This window comes from Streptomyces sp. 5K101 (assembly GCF_046506645.1).
In the GTDB taxonomy this organism is placed as follows: Bacteria; Actinomycetota; Actinomycetes; order Streptomycetales; family Streptomycetaceae; genus Streptomyces.
The window spans coordinates 1-17,454 of record NZ_JBKFFO010000016.1; the positions used below are offsets into that span (position 1 = coordinate 1).

The window sequence follows — 17,454 nt, forward strand, 5'->3', positions numbered from 1 at the left end:
CGAACGAACGCCAGTCCCGCGCCGCCTTCCCCGTCCCCCCGTACACCACCAGCTTGTCCGGATGCTCCGCCACCTCCGGATCCAGATTGTTCTGCAGCATCCGCAAAGCGGCCTCCTGCTGCCAGCCGAGGGTGGTGAGAGTGCCGCCGTGCGCTGCGCGGACGGGACGTGCGCCTTCCAACATGGTCTTCCTTTCGGTGGCGGCCTCGCAGGGCCGCCGTGGGACGGAGCGGGGAAACGGACGAGGGTCAGACGAGCGGACCGGTGACGGACTCGGCGGCGCGCAGGGCGCGGCCGGAGGCGACGCACCGGACGGCCGCCTCGATCTCGGGTGCGAGGTAGCGGTCGGTGCCGGGCCCCGGTACGTCCCGGCGCAGTTCCGCGACGACCGCGGCCGTGGCCGGGGCGGGCGCCAGCGGTGCGCGCAGGTCGAGGGCGCGGGCGGCCGTGAGGAGTTCCACCGCGACGACCCGCGTCAGACCGTCGATGGCGCGGCGCAGCTTGCGGGCCGCCGACCAGCCCATCGAGACGTGGTCCTCCTGCATGGCGCTGGAGGGGATGGAGTCGACGGACGCGGGCGCGGCCAGCCGCTTGAGCTCCGAGACGATGGCGGCCTGTGTGTACTGGGCGATCATGTGGCCCGAGTCCACGCCGGGGTCGTCGGCGAGGAACGCGTTCAGCCCGTGGTTGCGCGCCACGTCGAGGAAGCGGTCCGTGCGCCGCTCGGCGACCGAGGCGACGTCGGCGACGGAGATGGCGAGGAAGTCCAGCACGCAGGCGACCGGGGCGCCGTGGAAGTTCCCGTTGCTCTCCACCCGCCCGTCGGGGGTCACCACGGGGTTGTCGACGGCGCTCGCCAGCTCGCGGGACGCCACGAGCGAGGCGTAGGCCGTGGTGTCGCGGGCGGCGCCGTGGACCTGCGGGGAGCAGCGCAGCGAGTACGCGTCCTGCACCCGGGTGCACTCGGGGCCGCGATGGCTCGCGACGATCGCCGACCCGGCGAGCAGGGCCCGCAGGTTGGCGGCGCTGTCGGCCTGGCCGGGGTGGGGGCGCAGGGCCTGGAGGCCGGCGGCGAAGACGGCGTCGGTGCCGAGCTGGCCCTCGACGCTCATGGCGGCGCCGATGTCCGCGGTGGCGAGCAGCCGGCGCAGGTCGTGGCAGGCCAGGATCAGCATGCCGAGCATGCCGTCCGTGCCGTTGATGAGCGCGAGGCCCTCCTTCTCGTGCAGCGTGACGGGCTCGATGCCGGCCGCGGCCAGCGCCTCGGCCGCGGGGCGCAGGACACCGTCGGCGTCCCGCACGTCTCCCTCGCCCATGACGGCGAGCGCACAGTGGGCGAGGGGAGCCAGGTCGCCGGAGCAGCCGAGGGATCCGTACTCGTGCACTACCGGGGTGATACCGGCGTTGAGCAGCGCGGCGTACGCCTGCGCGGTTTCCAGCCGGACGCCCGTGCGGCCCGTGGCGAGGGTCGACAGCCGGAGCAGCATCAGCGCGCGGACGACCTCGCGCTCGACCTCGGGGCCGGTGCCGGCGGCGTGCGAGCGGACGAGGCTGCGCTGAAGCTGTGCGCGCAGTTCGGTGGGGATGTGCCGGGTGGCGAGCGCGCCGAAGCCGGTCGACACGCCGTAGTGCGGGGTCGGGTCACCGGCGAGGGCCTCGATCACCTTGCGGCTGTGGACGATCGCGTCCTGGGCCGCGGTGGACAGCGACACGGTGGCCCCGTGGCGGGCGACGGACACGACATCGTCGGCGGACAGCGCGCCGACGTCTACGAGAACATTTGCCATGCGTCCATGAAGCACGAGGTCAGGGCGGTGCCACCATGCCCCGCCGGGAGATTCTATCTGGTATCCAAGACGCTGGGTCTGGTATCCCAGACGGGTTGATCGGGTCGGGACGGGAGGCGAGCGCCGGGACGGCGGCGGCGCGTGCCGGGGGCATCCTGCGGGTGGGGGCGCGGTAGCGTCGCCGCATGTCGATCGTTCCCGCCGCCGCACAGGTGCTGGCCGTCCTGCGCTACCTCGCCCGGCAGGCCGGGCCGGTGCAGGCGGCGACCATCAGCCGGGACGTGGGGCTGCCCCGCTCGACGACGTACCACCTCCTCGACACGCTCGTGCGCGAGGGGTTCGTGGTGCACCTCGCCGAGGAACGCCGCTACGGACTCGGCGTCAGCGCCTTCGAACTCGGCTCCGGCTACAGCCGCCAGGCCCCCTTCCAGCGGCTGGCCCGGGTGCCGCTGGCCGCGCTGGTCGACCGCACGGGACACAGCGCCCACCTCGCGGTCCTGCACGGCCGCGAGGTCATCTACGTCATCGAGGAACGGGCGCCGGGCCGGGCCCCGTTGGTGACGGAGGTGGGGGTCCGACTGCCCGCTCACCTGACGGCCAGCGGCCGGGCGATGCTCGCACGGCTCGCCCAGGGCCAGGTCCGGGCGCTGTTCCCCGACCCGTCCGCCTTCGTGATGCGCAACGAGGCCGGGCCCCGGTCCCTCTCGGCCCTGCGCGCCCTCCTGGTCGAGGTACGGCGCCGGGGATACGCGACGGAGGAGGGCGAGGTCACGCGTGGCTTCTCCTCGGTCGCCGCGCCCGTGCTCGACCACAGCGCCCACCCCATCGCGGGTGTGGCGGTGACGTTCCCTGCCGACGAGGTGGATGCGGAGCAGCGCGGGCGTATCGCCGAACAGGTCGCGGGCACGGCCGGTGAACTGAGCCGGCGGGTGGGCGGTGTACCGCCTCTGTGAAGAGGCCGTGAACGCACGCGAGTTGTCGTGTGCCCGTCCAGCGGTCGGCCTTGTGTGCGAGTGTGACGCCTCGGAATAGTGGGCGGCCCATCCTCCGCGCCCGGGCACCCCACTTGCCCGGGCGCGGCCCCCACAGGAGGTCATCTCGTGAAGCACCGGCGCATACCCAGGAAAAGAGCGGCAGTTGCGGGCGGGGCGGTCGTCGCCCTGATCGCCGCGGCCGTCACGTTCCAGAGTGCGAACGCCAGTGACAGCACCGAGCAGTACGCCCTCAAGTCCTTGACGGCGCCGGCGGCCGGGACACTCGCCGTCTCGCTGACGAAGGACCTGGGCGCCGACGGAGCCGGGGCATACTACGACCCCGAGGCCAAGGCCCTCGTGGTGAACGTCCTTTCCGAGGACGCCGCGCAGACCGTGCGCGAGGCGGGCGGCAAGGCCCGGATCGTCGAGAACACGCTCGCCGAGTTGACGGGTGCTCGGCAGACGCTGGCCGACAAGGCGCGCATCCCGGGCACGTCCTGGGCGACCGACCCGGTCGCGAACAGGCTGCTCGTCACGGCGGACCGTACGGTCGGGGGCGCGGAGCTGGCCAAGCTGCAGGAGGTCGTCAAGGGCCTCGGCGCGAAAGCCGAACTCCGGCGTACAGCGGGCGAGTTCAGGCCGTTCATCGCCGGCGGCGACGCGATCCACTCGGGCGGCGGGCGCTGCTCCCTCGGCTTCAACGTCGTCAAGGACGGCGAGCCGCACTTCATCACCGCCGGACACTGCGGCGAGTCCGGCAGCGAGTGGTCGGACTCGGCGGGCGGCGCGGCCGTCGGCACGATGGTCGACTCGCAGTTCCCGGGCAACGACTTCGCGCTGGTGAAGTACAGCGGGGACACCGCGCACCCGAGCGAGGTCAACCTCTACGACGGCAGCGCGCAGGCCATCACCAAGGCGGGCGACGCGACCGTCGGCATGCAGGTGCGGCGCAGCGGCTCCACGACGCAGGTCCACGACGGTGAGGTCACCGCACTCGATGCGACCGTGAACTACGGCAACGGCGACATCGTCGAGGGCCTCATCCAGACCACGGTGTGCGCCGAGCCGGGCGACAGCGGCGGCTCGCTCTTCGCGGGCGACACGGCGATCGGTCTGACGTCGGGGGGCAGCGGTGACTGCTCGTCGGGCGGGGAGACGTTCTTCCAGCCGGTGACGGAGGCGCTGTCGACGTTCGGCGCGGAGATCGGCTGACCCTGGTGTGACGATGGGGCCCGGGGGCACTGCCCCCGGGCCCCTCACGTGTGCGCGCCGCTCTTGGCGGGGCGGCTGCGAGCCCGGCGTCGGGGCTCCGGCCCGAACCCCGCGCCTCAAGCGCCGGCGGGGCTTCTTGTGTGCGGCGTCCCTGTCGGTGGGACCCGGCGTTCCCGCAGGTGGGGGCACGACCGGCGCGTCCGGACAACCGTCGCATGATTGTCGTACGAATGTTCGAAACTTGGTCTATGGTGGAAGGGACAGGGGAGGTGAGACGAGGCTGACCAGGAGGTGCGGATGCCGGGCTTCACGCATCTGCACACCGTTTCCGGGTTCTCCGTGCGATACGGAGCCTCCCACCCGGAGCGGCTTGCCGAGTGCGCTGCCGAGCGGGGCATGGACGGCCTCGCGCTGACGGACCGCGACACCCTCGCGGGGACGGTCCGCTTCGCCGAGGCGTGCTCCGGCGCCGGCGTACGGCCGCTGTTCGGTGTGGACCTCGCGGTGGGGGAGCGCGCACACCGGGAGGGGCCCGCCGAGCGCCGTCGCACACCGGTCCGCGGAGGCGCGTTCGTCGACGAATCCGCGCCCCGGACTGTCTTCCTCGCCCGCTCCCGCCAGGGCTGGGCCGACCTGTGCCGGATGATCACCGCCGCCCATGCGGCCGACCGGGAGAGCCCACTGCTGCCGTGGCAGGACAACCACGGCGATGGACTGACCGTGCTCCTCGGCCCCTCCTCCGAGGTCGGACGCGCGCTCGCCGCCGGCCGCCCCGACCGCGCCGCCGTGCTGCTCGGCCCCTGGCGCGAGCGGTACGGCGACCGGCTGTGCCTGGAGGTCGTCGACCACGGCCGCACCGGCACCGGCCCCGGCTCGCTGCGGCAGGCCGCCCGTACCCTCGGCCTCGCCGCCGACCAGGGCGTACGGGCCGTCCTGACCAACGCCGTCCGGTACGCGGACCCCGGCCAGGGCCCGGTCGCCGACGTCCTCGACTCGGCCCGCCGGCTCATACCCCTGGACCCGCGCAAAGGACTCGACAGCGGCGAGCGCTGGCTCAAGGACCCGGCCGCCATGGCCCGTGCCGCCGAGCGGGTCGCCGAGGCCGCCGGCTTCCGGCGCGACACCGCCCACCGGCTGCTCGCCATGACCGAGGAGACGGCCGCCGCCTGCCTGGTCGACCCCGAGGACGACCTGGGGATCGACAGCGTGCACTTCCCGGAGCCCCGTCTCGTGGGGGCGGAGCACCGCACCGCGCAGCGGGTGCTCGCCTCCCGCGCCGCGGCCGGCATGGTGCTGCGCGGCTACGAGGGCCGGCGTGCCTACTGGGAGCGGATGCACCACGAGCTGGACATCATCGCCCACCACGGATTCGCCTCCTACTTCCTGACCGTCGCCCAGGTGGTCGACGACGTGAAGCGGATGGGCGTCCGGGTGGCCGCGCGCGGCTCCGGGGCCGGTTCCCTCGTCAACCACCTCATCGGCATCGCGCACGCCGACCCGGTCGAGCACGGGCTGCTGATGGAGCGCTTCCTGTCCAAGCGCCGGCGGGTGCTGCCCGACATCGACATCGACGTCGAGTCCGCCCGCCGCCTCGACGTCTACCGCGCGATCATCGGCCGCTTCGGCGAGGAGCGGGTCGCGACCGTCGCCATGCCCGAGACCTACCGGGTGCGCCATGCCGTGCGGGACGTGGGCGCGGCCCTGTCGATGGACCCGGCCGAGATCGACCGGATCGCCAAGTCCTTCCCGCACATCCGGGCCCGCGACGCGCGCGCCGCGCTCGACGAGCTGCCCGAACTCCAGCCGGTCGCGAAGGAGCTGAAGCGGCGTGAACGGTTGTGGGAGCTGGTCGAGGCGCTGGACGCGCTGCCGCGCGGCGTCGCCATGCACCCGTGCGGAGTGCTGCTCTCCGACTCCTCGCTGCTCGCCCGCACCCCGGTGGTGCCCACGAGCGGCGAGGGCTTCCCCATGTCGCAGTTCGACAAGGACGACGTGGAGAGGCTCGGGCTGCTCAAGCTCGACGTCCTCGGCGTGCGGATGCAGTCGGCGATGGCGCACGCGGTCGCCGAGGTGCGCCGGGTCTCGGGGGAGGAGGTCGATCTCGACTCCCTGCCGCCCGGTGACCCGGACACCTACCGCCTCATCAGGTCCACCGAGACGCTGGGCTGCTTCCAGATCGAGTCCCCGGGCCAGCGCGACCTGGTCGGACGGCTGCAGCCGGAGAACTTCCACGACCTGGTCGTGGACATCTCGCTGTTCCGCCCGGGACCGGTCGCGGCCGACATGGTCCGGCCGTTCATCGCGGCCCGGCACGGGCGCGCGCCCGTCCGCTACCCGCATCCCGACCTGGAGGGGCCGCTGAAGGAGACGTACGGGGTGGTCGTCTTCCACGAGCAGATCATCGAGATCGTGAACATCATGACCGGCTGCGGGCGGGACGAGGCCGACCGGGTGCGGCGCGGGCTCTCCGATCGCGAGTCGCAGGGCAGGATCAAGGTCTGGTTCGCGCAGCGCGCCGGGGCGAAGGGGTACGGGCCCGAAGTGGTTGCCCGCACCTGGGAGATCGTCGAGGCGTTCGGCTCGTACGGCTTCTGCAAGGCGCACGCGGTCGCCTTCGCGGTGCCCACATACCAGTCGGCCTGGCTCAAGGCGCACCACCCGGCGGCCTTCTTCGCCGGGCTGCTCACGCACGACCCCGGCATGTACCCGAAGCGGCTGCTGCTGGCGGACGCGCGGCGGCGCGGGGTGCCCGTGCTGCCGTTGGACGTGAACCGGTCGGGCGCCGCCCATCGAATCGAACTGGTGTCTGGGGGCGAGGGTTCCGGGAGGTGGGGCCTGCGGCTCGCCCTCGCGGACGTCCACGGCATCAGCGAGGCCGAGAAGGCGCGCATCGAGGCCGGGCAGCCGTACTCCTCACTCCTGGACTTCTGGCAGCGCGCCCACCCCGGCCGGCCCGTCGCCGAACGGCTCGCCCAGGTCGGCGCCCTCGACGCCTTCGGCGCCAACCGCCGCGATCTGCTGCTGCACCTCGCCGAACTCCACCGCGGCGGACGCGGACCGGCGTCGTACGGCAGCCAGCTCCCGCTCGCCCAGGGCCGGCAGACCGCTTCCGTCGGCCTGCCCGACCTCGGTGACGCCGAACGTCTCAGCGCCGAGCTGGGCGTGCTCGGCATGGACGCCTCCCGCCACCTGATGGAGGATCACCACGCCTTCCTGGCCGAGCTGGGCGTGCTCTCCGCGCAGCGGCTGCGCGGCGCACGGCACGGCCAGACGGTGCTCGTCGCGGGCGCCAAGGCGGCCACCCAGACGCCGCCGATCCGGTCCGGGAGGCGGGTCATCTTCACCACGCTCGACGACGGCACCGGCCTGGTCGACCTCGCCTTCTTCGACGACAGCCACGCCGCCTGCGCCCACACCGTCTTCCACTCCTGGCTGCTGCTGGTACGCGGAGTGGTGCAGCGGCGCGGACCGCGCAGCCTCAGCGTGGTGGGCTCGGCGGCCTGGAACCTGGCCGAACTGGCGGAGCTGCGCCGCACCGGCGGCCTCGACGCGGTCGCGGCCCGGCTGGCGGCCCCGGCCGAGCACCCGGACGGCGACGCCACGGGCGGCCGCCGCATCCAGCTGCCGACGGGCTACGAGATGAACCCGTGGGCCGACCTGCGGCCGGCCGGTGACACGGCCGCCACCGGAAGGAAGTTGTGGCACCAGAGCCCGGGGAGCGCCGGATGATCCTCTACGTACGTTTCCTGCTGCCCCCGGCGTCCGCAGAGGCCGGGGCCGAGGCGATGCTGACCGACCTGCTCGGGGTGGCCGGGGACATCAGTCCTGTCGTCCAGGCGCAGCCGCCCGACGCCGCGCTCGTCGACGTCCGTGGCGCGGAACGGTACTTCGGCCGGGACACGGCCGAACTCGCCTCGCTGCTGCGGGTGCGGGCGCTGGCGTACTGCGGAGTGGACTGCGTCATCGGCGCCGGACCCGGCCCGATGCTCGCCCGGATGGCGGCGCGGGAGGCCGTGCCGGGTACGACCCTGGTGGTGGCGGAGGACGAGGCCGCCGCCTTCCTGGCGGACAAGCCGGTCGCCGCACTCGACGGCGTGGGGCGCGCGACGGCCCGCACCCTGTGCGCCTACGGCCTCGACTCCGCCGGGCGCGTCGCCGACGCGCCGCTCGCCGTGATCCAGCGGATCCTGGGCGCGCGGGCGGGCCGTGAGGTGTGGGAGCGGGCACGCGGCATCGACCGTACGACCGTCGTCCCGGGCGCCCTCGCCTCCTCGGTCGCCGCCGAACGGAGCTTCCCCTTCGACGAGTTGGACCAGACGGAGCACCGCAGGGCGCTGCTCTCGCTCGCCGAGGAGCTCGGCGCGCGGATGCGCGGCGAGCACGAGGTGTGCCGTTCCCTGACCCTCACCGTGCGCTACGCCGACCGGTCCACGACCGTCCGCACCCGCACCCTGCGCGAGCCGACCGCGCACTCCGCGGCGCTCACCGGCGCCGCGTACGCCCTGCACGCGTCGCTCGGACTGCAGCGGGCCAGGGTGCGCGGGCTGGCGCTGCGTGCCGAGGGCCTGATGCCGGCCGAACGCGCCACCCGGCAGCTGACGTTCGACCCGGCCGACGAGCGGGCGCGCCGGATCGAGGCCGTGGCGGACCGGGTCCGCGCCAGGTTCGGCCCGGGCGCGGTCGGACCGGGTTCCCTGGCCGCGTAGGCCCCAGGACCGCCCGGCGCCCGAGCGTTGTTGGCGGACCCCGCCCCGTCGTCCTCGTCCACGGGCCTTCGGCGCCGCGATCGGTGTGTTCGGCCTGGTGGCCTGCCACGAGGTGGCGGAACGCCCCCGACCCGGCGCACGCCGAGCCCGCCACCCGCGCCTCCGGCTTCGGCTGATCCACCGGCAAGGCGGCCGTCCGCTCGGGGGAGCGGACGGCCGCCTTCGGCCTCCAGAGGCTGTCAGCGGCTGTGGCGGCCGCCCGACACCGCGGGCCGGCGGCGGCCCAGGCCGAACAGCGCCGCGGCGCCGACTGCCAGCGCGGCCGCACCGCCGACCGCCATGTACGCCGTGCTGCCGTCGCCGCCCGTCTCCGCAAGGTTCTCGCCCGCGGGCTGCGAGGCGGCGGCGGACGGCGTACCGGCGCCCTTCGCCTCGGGGGCGTTGTCGGCGGGCGCGGACGACGGCGCCGCGTCGGGCTTCTCGGCGGGCGCGGCTGCCTCGGCGTGGTCGTCACCGCCGTGACCGCCGTGGTCCACCGTCGACTTGTCCGCGCCCTCCTCGATCTCCTGGTCCGAGGGCGCGGACGCGGCCGGCGCGGGAACACCGCCGCTCTCCTTGCCGAACACCACGTCGGAGCACGTGTAGAACGCCTCCGGGGAGTCCGAGCGCTGCCAGATCGAGTAGACCAGGTGCCGTCCCGACCGGTTCGGCACGACGCCGTCGAAGACGTACGCGCCGTTCTCCAGCTTCGGGTCCGTGACCTTCGCGAAGGGCTTCGCCTCCAGGTCGGACCACTTCAGCGGCTTGGTCGGGTCGTAGCCGTCCTTCGTCAGGTACAGCTCGAAGGTGCCCTTGTGCGGAGCGGTCGCCCGGTACCGGAAGGTGTGGTTGCCCGCGGCGAGCGGAGAGGAGGGCCAGTCGGCGCGGGGCAGGTCGAGCCCCTTGTACTTGTCACGGCCGGCGCTGCACAGCTCGCCGTCCGGGATCAGCTGCCGGTGGTTGCCCGCGGCATTGGCGATGTTGACCTCGTTCCAGTCGTAGAACGCCTGCGTGCCGCTCGCCGCGACCGCCGCCTTGCACGCCGGCGACACCGGGCTCTCCGGCCCCTCGGCGAAGCAGGCGGACACCCGGCTGACCGGGTCGGTCATCGACCCGTGGGCGACCGCCGGAGCGGCGGCCAGTCCGGCCAGCGCGACCGGGGCGAGACCGAGTGCGGCGACCGTGGCGGCCCTGCGGCGAGCGGTCATGGTGACGTTCTCCTTCGGATGACGGCGGAGGCGTATGAGGGGCGGGGCCCGGCTCGAGCGGGCGGTGCGGCCCCCCGTAGGACTACGGCGCCGACTGCTCGAACCGGCCCCGGCGATCAGCAAGCTAGCCCCTGATCATCGCGAAATCGCCTGCTGGGAGCGGGGAATGGCGATCCTTATGCTCCCTTTAAGGTGACACTAAGAAGGGCCTCAGGAAGCGGGCCGCTCGCATGCGGCCCCCCGGCCACGGCCGTAGCGTGGGACCGGCACTGTCCGTCACGATGCCGGGAGCGAGCGATGGCCGGGGAGATCTCCTTCTTCGAGCTGGGCGTTGGCGACTCCGAGCGGGCCCGGACCTTCTACGGCGGCCTGTTCGGCTGGAGCTTCGAGGCGGGTACGACGGAGGGCGGCGGCTACGCGATCCGCACCGCCGGCGTCCCCGGTGGCGTGCACGGCCAGGATCCGGGCGCGAGCCCGTACGTGTTCTTCCGGGTCGACGACATGCGGGCGGCGGTCGCCCGGGTCCGGGAGCTCGGCGGCACGGTCGAGGACGCCGACCTGAGCGGTGACGAGGAGTCGGTCGCGCGCTTCGGCCGCTTCCAGCTCTGCCAGGACGACCAGGGCTCCCCCTTCGGACTCCACCAGCCACCGGCGGCGTCCGGCTGACTCGCGGGGATCAGCCCACCCGGCGGTAGCGGCGTTCCGGGCGGCCCGTGCCCCCGTAGCGGAGCGTCACCTCGGCGCGGCCCGTCTCCGCGAAGTACTCCAGGTAGCGACGGGCGCTCACGCGGGACAGCGAGCCCGCCTCGGCGCACTCCGAGGCCGACAGGTCGCCCGGGTGGTCGCGCAGGATGCGTTCGACCAGCTCCGCCGTGTGCGCGGCGAGCCCCTTCGGCAGCTCGCGCGACCCCGGCGGACGGGTGCCGAAGATCTGGTCCACGTCCTCCTGGCGCGCCTCGTCCAGCCGCTCGAGACGCGACCGCAGCGACGCCACGTGCCGCAGCTGTTCCTGGAGCGCCGCCTGGTTGAACGGCTTGATCAGATAGTGCAGCGCCCCCGCCCGCAGCGCGGACCGCACCACCGCCGCATCCCGAGCGGCCGTGATGAACAGGGCGTCCGCGCTCACCCGGTCCGGGTCGCCCGCCTCGGCCGCGCGCAGCTCGCGCAGCACACTGATCCCGTCCATGTCGGGCAGATACACGTCGAGCAGCACGAGATCGGGCCGCAGCCGCTCCGCGGCGCTCAGCGCCTCGGCACCGCTGTGGGCCACGCCGACGACCGTGAACCCCTCCGTCGCGGACACATAGCGGCTGTGCAGCTTGGCGACCATGAAGTCGTCGTCCACCACCAGCACCTTGGTCACGCGAACACGCTAGGCGGCGACCACAAGGACCACAACGTCCGTTGATTCCGGAAGAGAGACAGCTTCTTAACGCGAAGGCAACATGTGGGCCACTTCACCACTCCCTCCCACCGCTCATGAGAGGCCCTCCCCGTGCGATTGCGCACCTCCATCGCCCTGCTCGGGGCCGCGCTGCTGGTGATCGCCGTACCGCCGCTGCTCTCCACGGACGGCGGCACCGACGCCGGCACGCAGATCCCCGGACTGCGTTTCATGGTCCCCAACACCCCCGGCGGCGGATACGACATCACCGCCCGCACCGCCGCCAAGAACGCCGAGGACGCCGGGCTCACCCACGGCATCGAGGTCTTCAACCTCCCCGGAGCCGGCGGCACCGTCGGGCTCACCCGCCTCGTCGGCGAACACGGCAACGGCAAGCTCGCCATGTCCATGGGCCTCGGCGTCGTCGGCGCCGCGCACACCAACAAGGCGCCGACGACCCTCGCCGACACCACACCGATCGCCCGGCTCACCGAGGAGCAGGACATCGTCGTGGTCGCCAAGGACTCCCCGTACAAGACCATCGGCCAGCTGCTGGACGCCTGGCGGAAGAACCCGGGCAAGCTCGCCGTCGGCGGCGGCTCCTCGCCCGGCGGCCCCGACCACCTCGCGCCCATGCTGATGGCCCGGGCCGCCGGCATCGAGCCCAAGTCCGTCAACTACGTCCCCTTCGACGGCGGCGGCGAACTGCTCGCCTCGATCCTCGGCAACAAGGTCGCCTTCGGCGTCTCCGGCGTCGGCGAGTACCTCGACCAGATCAAGTCCGGAGAGCTGCGGCTGCTGGCCGTCACCGGCCCGCAGCGGGTCCCGGGGCTCGACGCCCCCACCCTGCGCGAGGCCGGCCTCGACACCGACTTCACCAACTGGCGCGGCATCGTCGCCCCGCCCGGACTGAGCGGTGCGGAACGCGACAAGCTCGTCCGTCTCGTCACCGAACTGCACACGTCGAAGCAGTGGCGGGACTCCCTGAAGAAGAACGGCTGGGACGACGCCTTCCTCGCCGGCGACGCCTTCGGCGACTTCCTGAAGGAACAGGACGAAGAGGTCGACTCGGTGCTGAAGGAGCTGGGACTGTGAGCGACTCCACCCGTACCGCAGAGGGGCGCCGCTCCTGGCTGCGCGAGCACTCCGAGCTCGGCGTGAGCCTGCTGCTCCTCGTGATCGGCGTCCTCGTGCTGACCGACGCGCTGACCATGAACGTCGAGATCGCGCAGCGCGGTCCCGTGGGACCCAAGACCGTCCCCGTCGTCGTCGGCACCGGCCTGCTGGTCGTCGCCCTCCTCCTCGCGCTGGACGTCCTGCGCGGCGGCCGTGGCGAGGCCGAGGGCGGCGAGGACATCGACCTGAGCGAGCCGAGTGACTGGCGCACGGTCCTGCTCCTCGGCGGCGTCTTCCTGGCCTTCGCCGTGCTGATCGGCCCGCTCGGCTTCCCGATCGCCGGGGCGCTGCTCTTCTGGGGCTCCGCCTTCGCGCTCGGCAGCAGACACCACGACCGCGACCCGCTGATCGCCGCGGTCCTGTCGGTCGTCACCTACTTCGTCTTCAACAACCTGCTCGGCGTCCCGCTGCCCGGCGGTCCGCTGATGGGAGTGCTCTGATGGATCCCCTGAACTCCCTTCTCGACGGCTTCGGCACCGCGCTGACCCCGATCAACCTGCTCTGGGCCGCGATCGGCGTGCTGCTCGGCACCGCGATCGGCGTCCTGCCCGGCATCGGCCCGGCGATGGCGGTGGCGCTGCTGCTGCCGGTGACGTACGGACTGGAGCCGACCGGCGCGTTCATCATGTTCGCCGGCATCTACTACGGCGCGATGTTCGGCGGTTCGACCACGTCCATCCTGCTCAACACCCCGGGCGAGAGCGCGGCCGTCGTCGCCGCGCTGGAGGGCAACCCGATGGCGAAGGCCGGGCGGGGCGCCCAGGCCCTCGCCGCCGCCGCCATCGGCCACTTCACCGGCGGCATGATCGGCACGATCCTGCTCGTCGCCCTCGCCCCGACCGTCGCGGATCTCGCCGTCGACATCGGCGCGCCCGACTACTTCGCCATCATGGTGCTGGCCTTCATCGCCGTCACCTCGGTCCTCGGCTCCTCCCGCATCCGCGGACTGGCCTCCCTGCTGATCGGCCTCACCATCGGTCTGGTCGGCCTGGACCAGATGACCGGCCAGCAGCGCCTCACGTTCGGCTCGCTGCAACTCGCGGACGGCATCGACGTCGTCATCGTCGCCGTCGGCCTCTTCGCGATCGGCGAGGCCCTGTGGGTCGCCGCCCACCTGCGCCGCACGACGGGCGAGCCCATTCCCGTCGGCCGCCCCTGGCTGGCCGGGTCCGACGTGAAGCGCACCTGGAAGGCATGGCTGCGCGGGCCCGTCATCGGCTTCCCGTTCGGCGCGATCCCGGCCGGCGGCGCCGAGATTCCGACCTTCCTGTCCTACGTGACCGAGAAGCGGCTGTCCAAGCACAAGAACGAGTTCGGCCGCGGCGCCATCGAGGGCGTCGCCGGTCCCGAGTCGGCGGCATCCGCGTCGGCCGCGGGCACCCTCGTGTCGATGCTGACCCTCGGTCTGCCGACGACCGCCGTCGCCGCCGTGATGCTCGCCGCCTTCCAGCAGTACGGCATCCAGCCCGGGCCGCTGCTCTTCGAGCGCGAACCCGACCTCGTGTGGGGCCTGATCGCCTCTCTCTTCGTCGGCATGGTGCTCCTGCTCGCGCTCAACCTGCCGCTCGCGCCGGTCTGGGCGAAGCTGCTGCGCATCCCGCGGCCGTACCTCTACGCGGGCATCCTCTTCTTCGCCGCGGTCGGCGCGTACGCCGTCGGCGGAGAGGCGCTGGACCTGGTGATCCTGCTCGTCATCGGCCTCATCGGATGCGGCATGCGGCGCTACGGACTGCCCGTCCTGCCCGCGGTCATCGGCGTCATCCTCGGCCCGGCCGCCGAGCAGCAGCTGCGCCGCGCTCTGCAGATCAGCGACGGCAGCGTCACCGGACTGGTCAACACACCCTTCTCCGTGGCCGTCTACACGGTGATCGTGATCCTGCTGGCCTGGCCGCTGCTGAAGAAGGTGATCGTCCGCCGCCGTAATGTGACGGCATGACCCATGCCATGCCCCGCCTCGCCACCACCGACGACGTTCCCAGGGTGAAGGCCGTGACCGACGCGGCCTACCACCACTACATCGAACGGATCGGTCTCGTACCGGCCCCGATGGAGGCGGACCACGCCGCAGACGTGGCCGCCGGGAGGGTGTTCGTGGTGGGCGATCCGGTGATCGGCCTCGTCGTGATCAGGACCGAGGCCGATCACCTGTACCTGGACAACATCGCCGTCCACCCCGACGCCCAGGGCACGGGCACCGGCCGCAGCCTGCTCGCCTTCGTGGAAACGCGCGCCCGGGAACTCGGCCTGCCCGAGGTGCGGCTGCTGACGAACGCGAAGATGTGGGAGAACCAGCGAATGTACGAGCGGTACGGCTACGAGGTCGTCGAGCGGCGCACCGAGGGCGCCTACGACCGCTTCCACTACCGCAAGCCGCTGACCTGAACCGGAGCCCGCCGCAAGCCGGTTGTCAGTGGCGGCTGCGACGATCGGACCATGACGACGATCGACTGGAACGCCTTGGCGGTCACGTTCGACCAGGAGCCGGACCACGGCCTCACGGACCCCGCGGTCCGGCGCGCCTGGGCCGAGCGGCTCCGGCAGTGGCTGCCGCCCCACCCGTCGGACGTGCTCGACCTCGGCTGCGGCACGGGCAGCCTCGCCCTCCTCGCCACCGAGCAGGGCCACCGGGTGACCGGCGTGGACCTCTCGCCCGAGATGGTCGTCCGCGCACGGGCCAAACTCGCCGGCACAGGAGCCGAGATCCTCGAAGGCAGCGGGGACCGGCCCCCGGTCGGGGAGCGCCGGTTCGACGTCGTCCTCGCCCGGCACATGGTCTGGCTCCTGCCCGATCCCGAGGCCGCCCTGCGCCACTGGGCCTCGCTCCTGCGGCCGGGCGGCCGGCTTGTCCTCGTCGAAGGCGTCTGGGCCGGTGACGGCCTGCCGGCCGAGCGGCTCACCAAGGCCCTCGCACCTCTCGCCGAGCGGATCCACCACGAACGCCTGTCGCAGGACCCGGCCCTGTGGGGCAGGGCCGTCGACGACGATCGCTACGCGCTGGTGGCGTGCACGGCCGCACCCCGCAGGCACACCGAGGTGATCGACGTGCACCTGGTGCTGCGCCGCGGGGACGAGGTGCTGCTCGCCCGCCGCGCCAACACGGGCTACGCGGACGGCCTGTGGCACGCACCGTCGGGCCACGTCGAGGACGGCGAGGACGTGCGCGCCGCGATGGTGCGCGAGGCGGCCGAGGAGATCGGCGTCCAGCTGGCGCCCGGCGACCTGGGGGCCGCACTGGTCATGCAGCACCGCGGCCCGGGCGGACAGCCGCGCACCGGCTGGTTCTTCGAGGCGGACCACGACGCGTGCGGCGAGCCGTACAACCGCGAGCCGGACAAGTGCTCCGAGATCGCCTGGCACCGGCTGGACGCCCTGCCGGGCGACATGGTCGCCTACTGCAGGGCAGGGCTGGAGGCCTACCGCGCGGGGGAGAGGTTCGTCGTCCACTGGCACGAGGACGGCGACTCCATCGCGTACGAGGCCGACGCGCCGGACCGGGCGGTGGTGCTTCCGGTCAGCCGAGGAGATCGCTGAAGGAGCCTTCGCGGGCGAGGACTTCGAGCTCGTCGAGAGCGCGCACGGCCGCGTCCGCCGCCTGCGGGTCCCGGCCGGCGAGGCCGCTCTCGGCGAACTCGTCCTCGTCGAGACGCAGGACCGTCCGCCCGTCCGCCGACACCCACAGGTCCAGGTCCAGGTCCTCGACGACCACCTCGGTGCCGTCGACCACGGCGGGCCGGGCGATGTCGCAGTACCAGCCCTTCAGCACGCCCGCGCCCGTGCGGACCTCCTTCACCGAGTACCACCGGTCGCGCCAGTAGTGCTCGGTGAACACATCACCCGGCTCGAACCGCACGAAGCCGAAGTCACGGACCCCCGGGGCGGCCCAGGGAGCCCGCACCACCAGATGCGTGCCGTCGTCGGAGAGCAGCTCGGCGGGGTAACGGATCTTCGTCGCGCCGGCCTTGACCAGGCGGACCTCAGCCGAGCGTACGGACATGCCGGACCTCCGAAGCGCAGATCTCGTACCCGAACCACCGGTTGACCGCCAGCATGGGGCCGTTGCCGGCGTCATTGCTCGTGAAGGCGTCCGTGAAACCGGCCGCCCTCGCCCGGCGCAGCGAATCCGTCTTGGCGAGCTTCGCGAAGCCCTTGCCCCGGTGGGCGCGCACGGTGCCTGTCATGCCGCTCAGATATCGGGTCCTGCGGTCGGTCATCGCCGCGGTGTACGCGGCGATCTCGCCGTCCACGACGACGACCGTGGACAGGCCGCGGTCGAGCAACGGGTGCTCCCAGGTGTGGCGGATCCAGTCGGCGTAGTCGGTGAAGTCCGCACCGACGTCACTCGGCTCGTCGGACGTCGCCTCGGCGTCCGCGTGGAACACGGGGCGCGGGTCGTCCCCGAAGTCCGCGGCCGTCCGCAGCTCGACCCCGGGCGGCAGGGGCGGCAGGCCGGGCAGCGTGCCGGCCGCCAGGCCGAGGCGCAGGTGGTGCGCCGCGCGGCTGGGGCGGAAGCCGCGCCTCTCGGCGAACGCGCGGCACGCGGGGCTGTCCTCGACCCACGAGAACAGGGAGTGGGCGCCTTCCGCGGTCACATGCTCCTCGGCCGTGCGCAGCAGCAGACCTCCCGCGCCGTGTCCCCGGTGCTCGGGGTGGACCACCGGGTTCGCCCACGCGAGTCCGGGCTCGGCGGCGTCGTACGCGATGCCGACGTGCGACATGCCGACGACGACGCCGTCCCGCTCGGCCAGCAGCAGGCGGTACTTCTTGGCCGGGTTGGCGGTGCGCACGTCGAAGAGGACCGACTCGGGGGTGGCCACGTCGAACGGCAGCACCGCACGCCGGATCCGGGTCACGCCCTCGGCGTCCTCGGCGCTGTCGGCACGGAGATCTCGGACGATGACAGTCATGGGGCCGAACGCTACGGGCCGCCGCGCCGCCGTGCCTCCCAATATCGGGACGGTGGGGGAGAAT

Annotated in this window: 15 protein-coding genes and 1 pseudogene; 10 read left to right on the forward strand and 6 right to left on the reverse strand. The window is 73.1% G+C overall.

Features of this window, described 5'->3' with window-relative positions; translation table 11 throughout:
- Window positions 1-181 (reverse strand): annotated as a pseudogene (locus tag ACLB9X_RS26565) (urocanate hydratase); the annotation flags it as partial.
- Between the two features lie 67 nt (window positions 182-248).
- Window positions 249-1,787, reverse strand: a complete 1,539-nt coding sequence (gene hutH, locus ACLB9X_RS26570) for a histidine ammonia-lyase (RefSeq protein ID WP_410362935.1) — start codon at window positions 1,785-1,787, stop codon at window positions 249-251.
- 185 nt (window positions 1,788-1,972) lie between these two features.
- Here hutH and ACLB9X_RS26575 point away from each other — a divergent pair, with 185 nt between their 5' ends.
- The 4 genes from ACLB9X_RS26575 (at window position 1,973) to ACLB9X_RS26590 (ending at window position 8,679) form a co-directional block, all read left to right on the forward strand.
- Window positions 1,973-2,740, forward strand: a complete 768-nt coding sequence (locus ACLB9X_RS26575) for an IclR family transcriptional regulator (protein ID WP_410362936.1) — start codon at window positions 1,973-1,975, stop codon at window positions 2,738-2,740.
- Window positions 2,741-2,887: 147 nt separating this feature from the next.
- The gene (locus ACLB9X_RS26580; protein WP_410362937.1) at window positions 2,888-3,973 is read left to right on the forward strand and encodes a S1 family peptidase; all 1,086 of its coding nucleotides are present in this window, start codon (window positions 2,888-2,890) and stop codon (window positions 3,971-3,973) included.
- Between the two features lie 297 nt (window positions 3,974-4,270).
- Entirely contained in the window at window positions 4,271-7,702 is a 3,432-nt protein-coding gene (locus ACLB9X_RS26585) for a DNA polymerase III subunit alpha (protein WP_410362938.1), read from the forward strand.
- Complete coding sequence (locus tag ACLB9X_RS26590; protein ID WP_410362939.1) at window positions 7,699-8,679, forward strand: hypothetical protein; 981 nt, start codon at window positions 7,699-7,701, stop codon at window positions 8,677-8,679. The genes ACLB9X_RS26585 and ACLB9X_RS26590 overlap by 4 nt, the downstream gene beginning before the upstream one ends.
- Window positions 8,680-8,918: 239 nt before the next feature.
- On the opposite strand, the gene ACLB9X_RS26595 is transcribed toward ACLB9X_RS26590, so the two are convergent.
- Window positions 8,919-9,926 carry a lytic polysaccharide monooxygenase gene (locus ACLB9X_RS26595; RefSeq protein WP_410362940.1) on the reverse strand — a complete coding sequence of 336 codons (1,008 nt, stop codon included), beginning with the start codon at window positions 9,924-9,926 and terminating at the stop codon, window positions 8,919-8,921.
- A 297-nt stretch (window positions 9,927-10,223) separates the two neighbouring features.
- Here ACLB9X_RS26595 and ACLB9X_RS26600 point away from each other — a divergent pair, with 297 nt between their 5' ends.
- A complete protein-coding gene (locus tag ACLB9X_RS26600) occupies window positions 10,224-10,592 on the forward strand; it encodes a VOC family protein (RefSeq protein WP_410362941.1) in 369 nt (122 codons plus the stop codon).
- Between the two features lie 10 nt (window positions 10,593-10,602).
- On the opposite strand, the gene ACLB9X_RS26605 is transcribed toward ACLB9X_RS26600, so the two are convergent.
- Window positions 10,603-11,289, reverse strand: coding sequence for a response regulator (locus tag ACLB9X_RS26605; RefSeq protein ID WP_410362942.1), 687 nt, complete (start codon window positions 11,287-11,289; stop codon window positions 10,603-10,605).
- A gap of 132 nt (window positions 11,290-11,421) precedes the next feature.
- Here ACLB9X_RS26605 and ACLB9X_RS26610 point away from each other — a divergent pair, with 132 nt between their 5' ends.
- The 5 genes from ACLB9X_RS26610 to ACLB9X_RS26630 are packed head-to-tail and all read left to right on the forward strand — an operon-like array spanning window position 11,422 to window position 16,017.
- Complete coding sequence (locus ACLB9X_RS26610) at window positions 11,422-12,405, forward strand: Bug family tripartite tricarboxylate transporter substrate binding protein (RefSeq protein WP_410362943.1); 984 nt, start codon at window positions 11,422-11,424, stop codon at window positions 12,403-12,405.
- A complete protein-coding gene (locus ACLB9X_RS26615) occupies window positions 12,402-12,926 on the forward strand; it encodes a tripartite tricarboxylate transporter TctB family protein (protein ID WP_410362944.1) in 525 nt (174 codons plus the stop codon). Before ACLB9X_RS26610 ends, ACLB9X_RS26615 begins: the two co-directional genes overlap by 4 nt.
- A complete protein-coding gene (locus ACLB9X_RS26620; protein WP_410362945.1) occupies window positions 12,926-14,422 on the forward strand; it encodes a tripartite tricarboxylate transporter permease in 1,497 nt (498 codons plus the stop codon). Before ACLB9X_RS26615 ends, ACLB9X_RS26620 begins: the two co-directional genes overlap by 1 nt.
- Window positions 14,419-14,868: a GNAT family N-acetyltransferase gene (locus ACLB9X_RS26625; protein ID WP_410362946.1), complete on the forward strand. Its 450-nt coding sequence runs from the start codon at window positions 14,419-14,421 to the stop codon at window positions 14,866-14,868. Before ACLB9X_RS26620 ends, ACLB9X_RS26625 begins: the two co-directional genes overlap by 4 nt.
- A gap of 51 nt (window positions 14,869-14,919) precedes the next feature.
- Window positions 14,920-16,017 carry a methyltransferase domain-containing protein gene (locus ACLB9X_RS26630; protein WP_410362947.1) on the forward strand — a complete coding sequence of 366 codons (1,098 nt, stop codon included), beginning with the start codon at window positions 14,920-14,922 and terminating at the stop codon, window positions 16,015-16,017.
- Here the strand turns inward: ACLB9X_RS26630 and ACLB9X_RS26635 are convergent.
- Both ACLB9X_RS26635 and ACLB9X_RS26640 read right to left on the reverse strand, forming a co-directional pair.
- Window positions 15,998-16,480 carry a DUF402 domain-containing protein gene (locus ACLB9X_RS26635; protein WP_410362948.1) on the reverse strand — a complete coding sequence of 161 codons (483 nt, stop codon included), beginning with the start codon at window positions 16,478-16,480 and terminating at the stop codon, window positions 15,998-16,000. The genes ACLB9X_RS26630 and ACLB9X_RS26635 overlap by 20 nt on opposite strands.
- Complete coding sequence (locus ACLB9X_RS26640) at window positions 16,461-17,390, reverse strand: GNAT family N-acetyltransferase (protein WP_410362949.1); 930 nt, start codon at window positions 17,388-17,390, stop codon at window positions 16,461-16,463. The genes ACLB9X_RS26635 and ACLB9X_RS26640 overlap by 20 nt, the downstream gene beginning before the upstream one ends.
- Window positions 17,391-17,454 lie beyond the last annotated feature (64 nt).

What these genes read in the sequence shown, in the direction of transcription:
- hutH (WP_410362935.1), bottom strand. Translation starts at nt 1,787, where the DNA reads ATGGCAAATGTTCTCGTAGACGTCGGCGCGCTGTCCGCCGACGATGTC.
- ACLB9X_RS26575 (WP_410362936.1), top strand. Translation starts at nt 1,973, where the DNA reads ATGTCGATCGTTCCCGCCGCCGCACAGGTGCTGGCCGTCCTGCGCTAC.
- ACLB9X_RS26585 (WP_410362938.1), top strand. Translation starts at nt 4,271, where the DNA reads ATGCCGGGCTTCACGCATCTGCACACCGTTTCCGGGTTCTCCGTGCGA.
- ACLB9X_RS26590 (WP_410362939.1), top strand. Translation starts at nt 7,699, where the DNA reads ATGATCCTCTACGTACGTTTCCTGCTGCCCCCGGCGTCCGCAGAGGCC.
- ACLB9X_RS26595 (WP_410362940.1), bottom strand. Translation starts at nt 9,926, where the DNA reads ATGACCGCTCGCCGCAGGGCCGCCACGGTCGCCGCACTCGGTCTCGCC.
- ACLB9X_RS26600 (WP_410362941.1), top strand. Translation starts at nt 10,224, where the DNA reads ATGGCCGGGGAGATCTCCTTCTTCGAGCTGGGCGTTGGCGACTCCGAG.
- ACLB9X_RS26620 (WP_410362945.1), top strand. Translation starts at nt 12,926, where the DNA reads ATGGATCCCCTGAACTCCCTTCTCGACGGCTTCGGCACCGCGCTGACC.
- ACLB9X_RS26625 (WP_410362946.1), top strand. Translation starts at nt 14,419, where the DNA reads ATGACCCATGCCATGCCCCGCCTCGCCACCACCGACGACGTTCCCAGG.
- ACLB9X_RS26630 (WP_410362947.1), top strand. Translation starts at nt 14,920, where the DNA reads ATGACGACGATCGACTGGAACGCCTTGGCGGTCACGTTCGACCAGGAG.
- ACLB9X_RS26635 (WP_410362948.1), bottom strand. Translation starts at nt 16,480, where the DNA reads ATGTCCGTACGCTCGGCTGAGGTCCGCCTGGTCAAGGCCGGCGCGACG.
- ACLB9X_RS26640 (WP_410362949.1), bottom strand. Translation starts at nt 17,390, where the DNA reads ATGACTGTCATCGTCCGAGATCTCCGTGCCGACAGCGCCGAGGACGCC.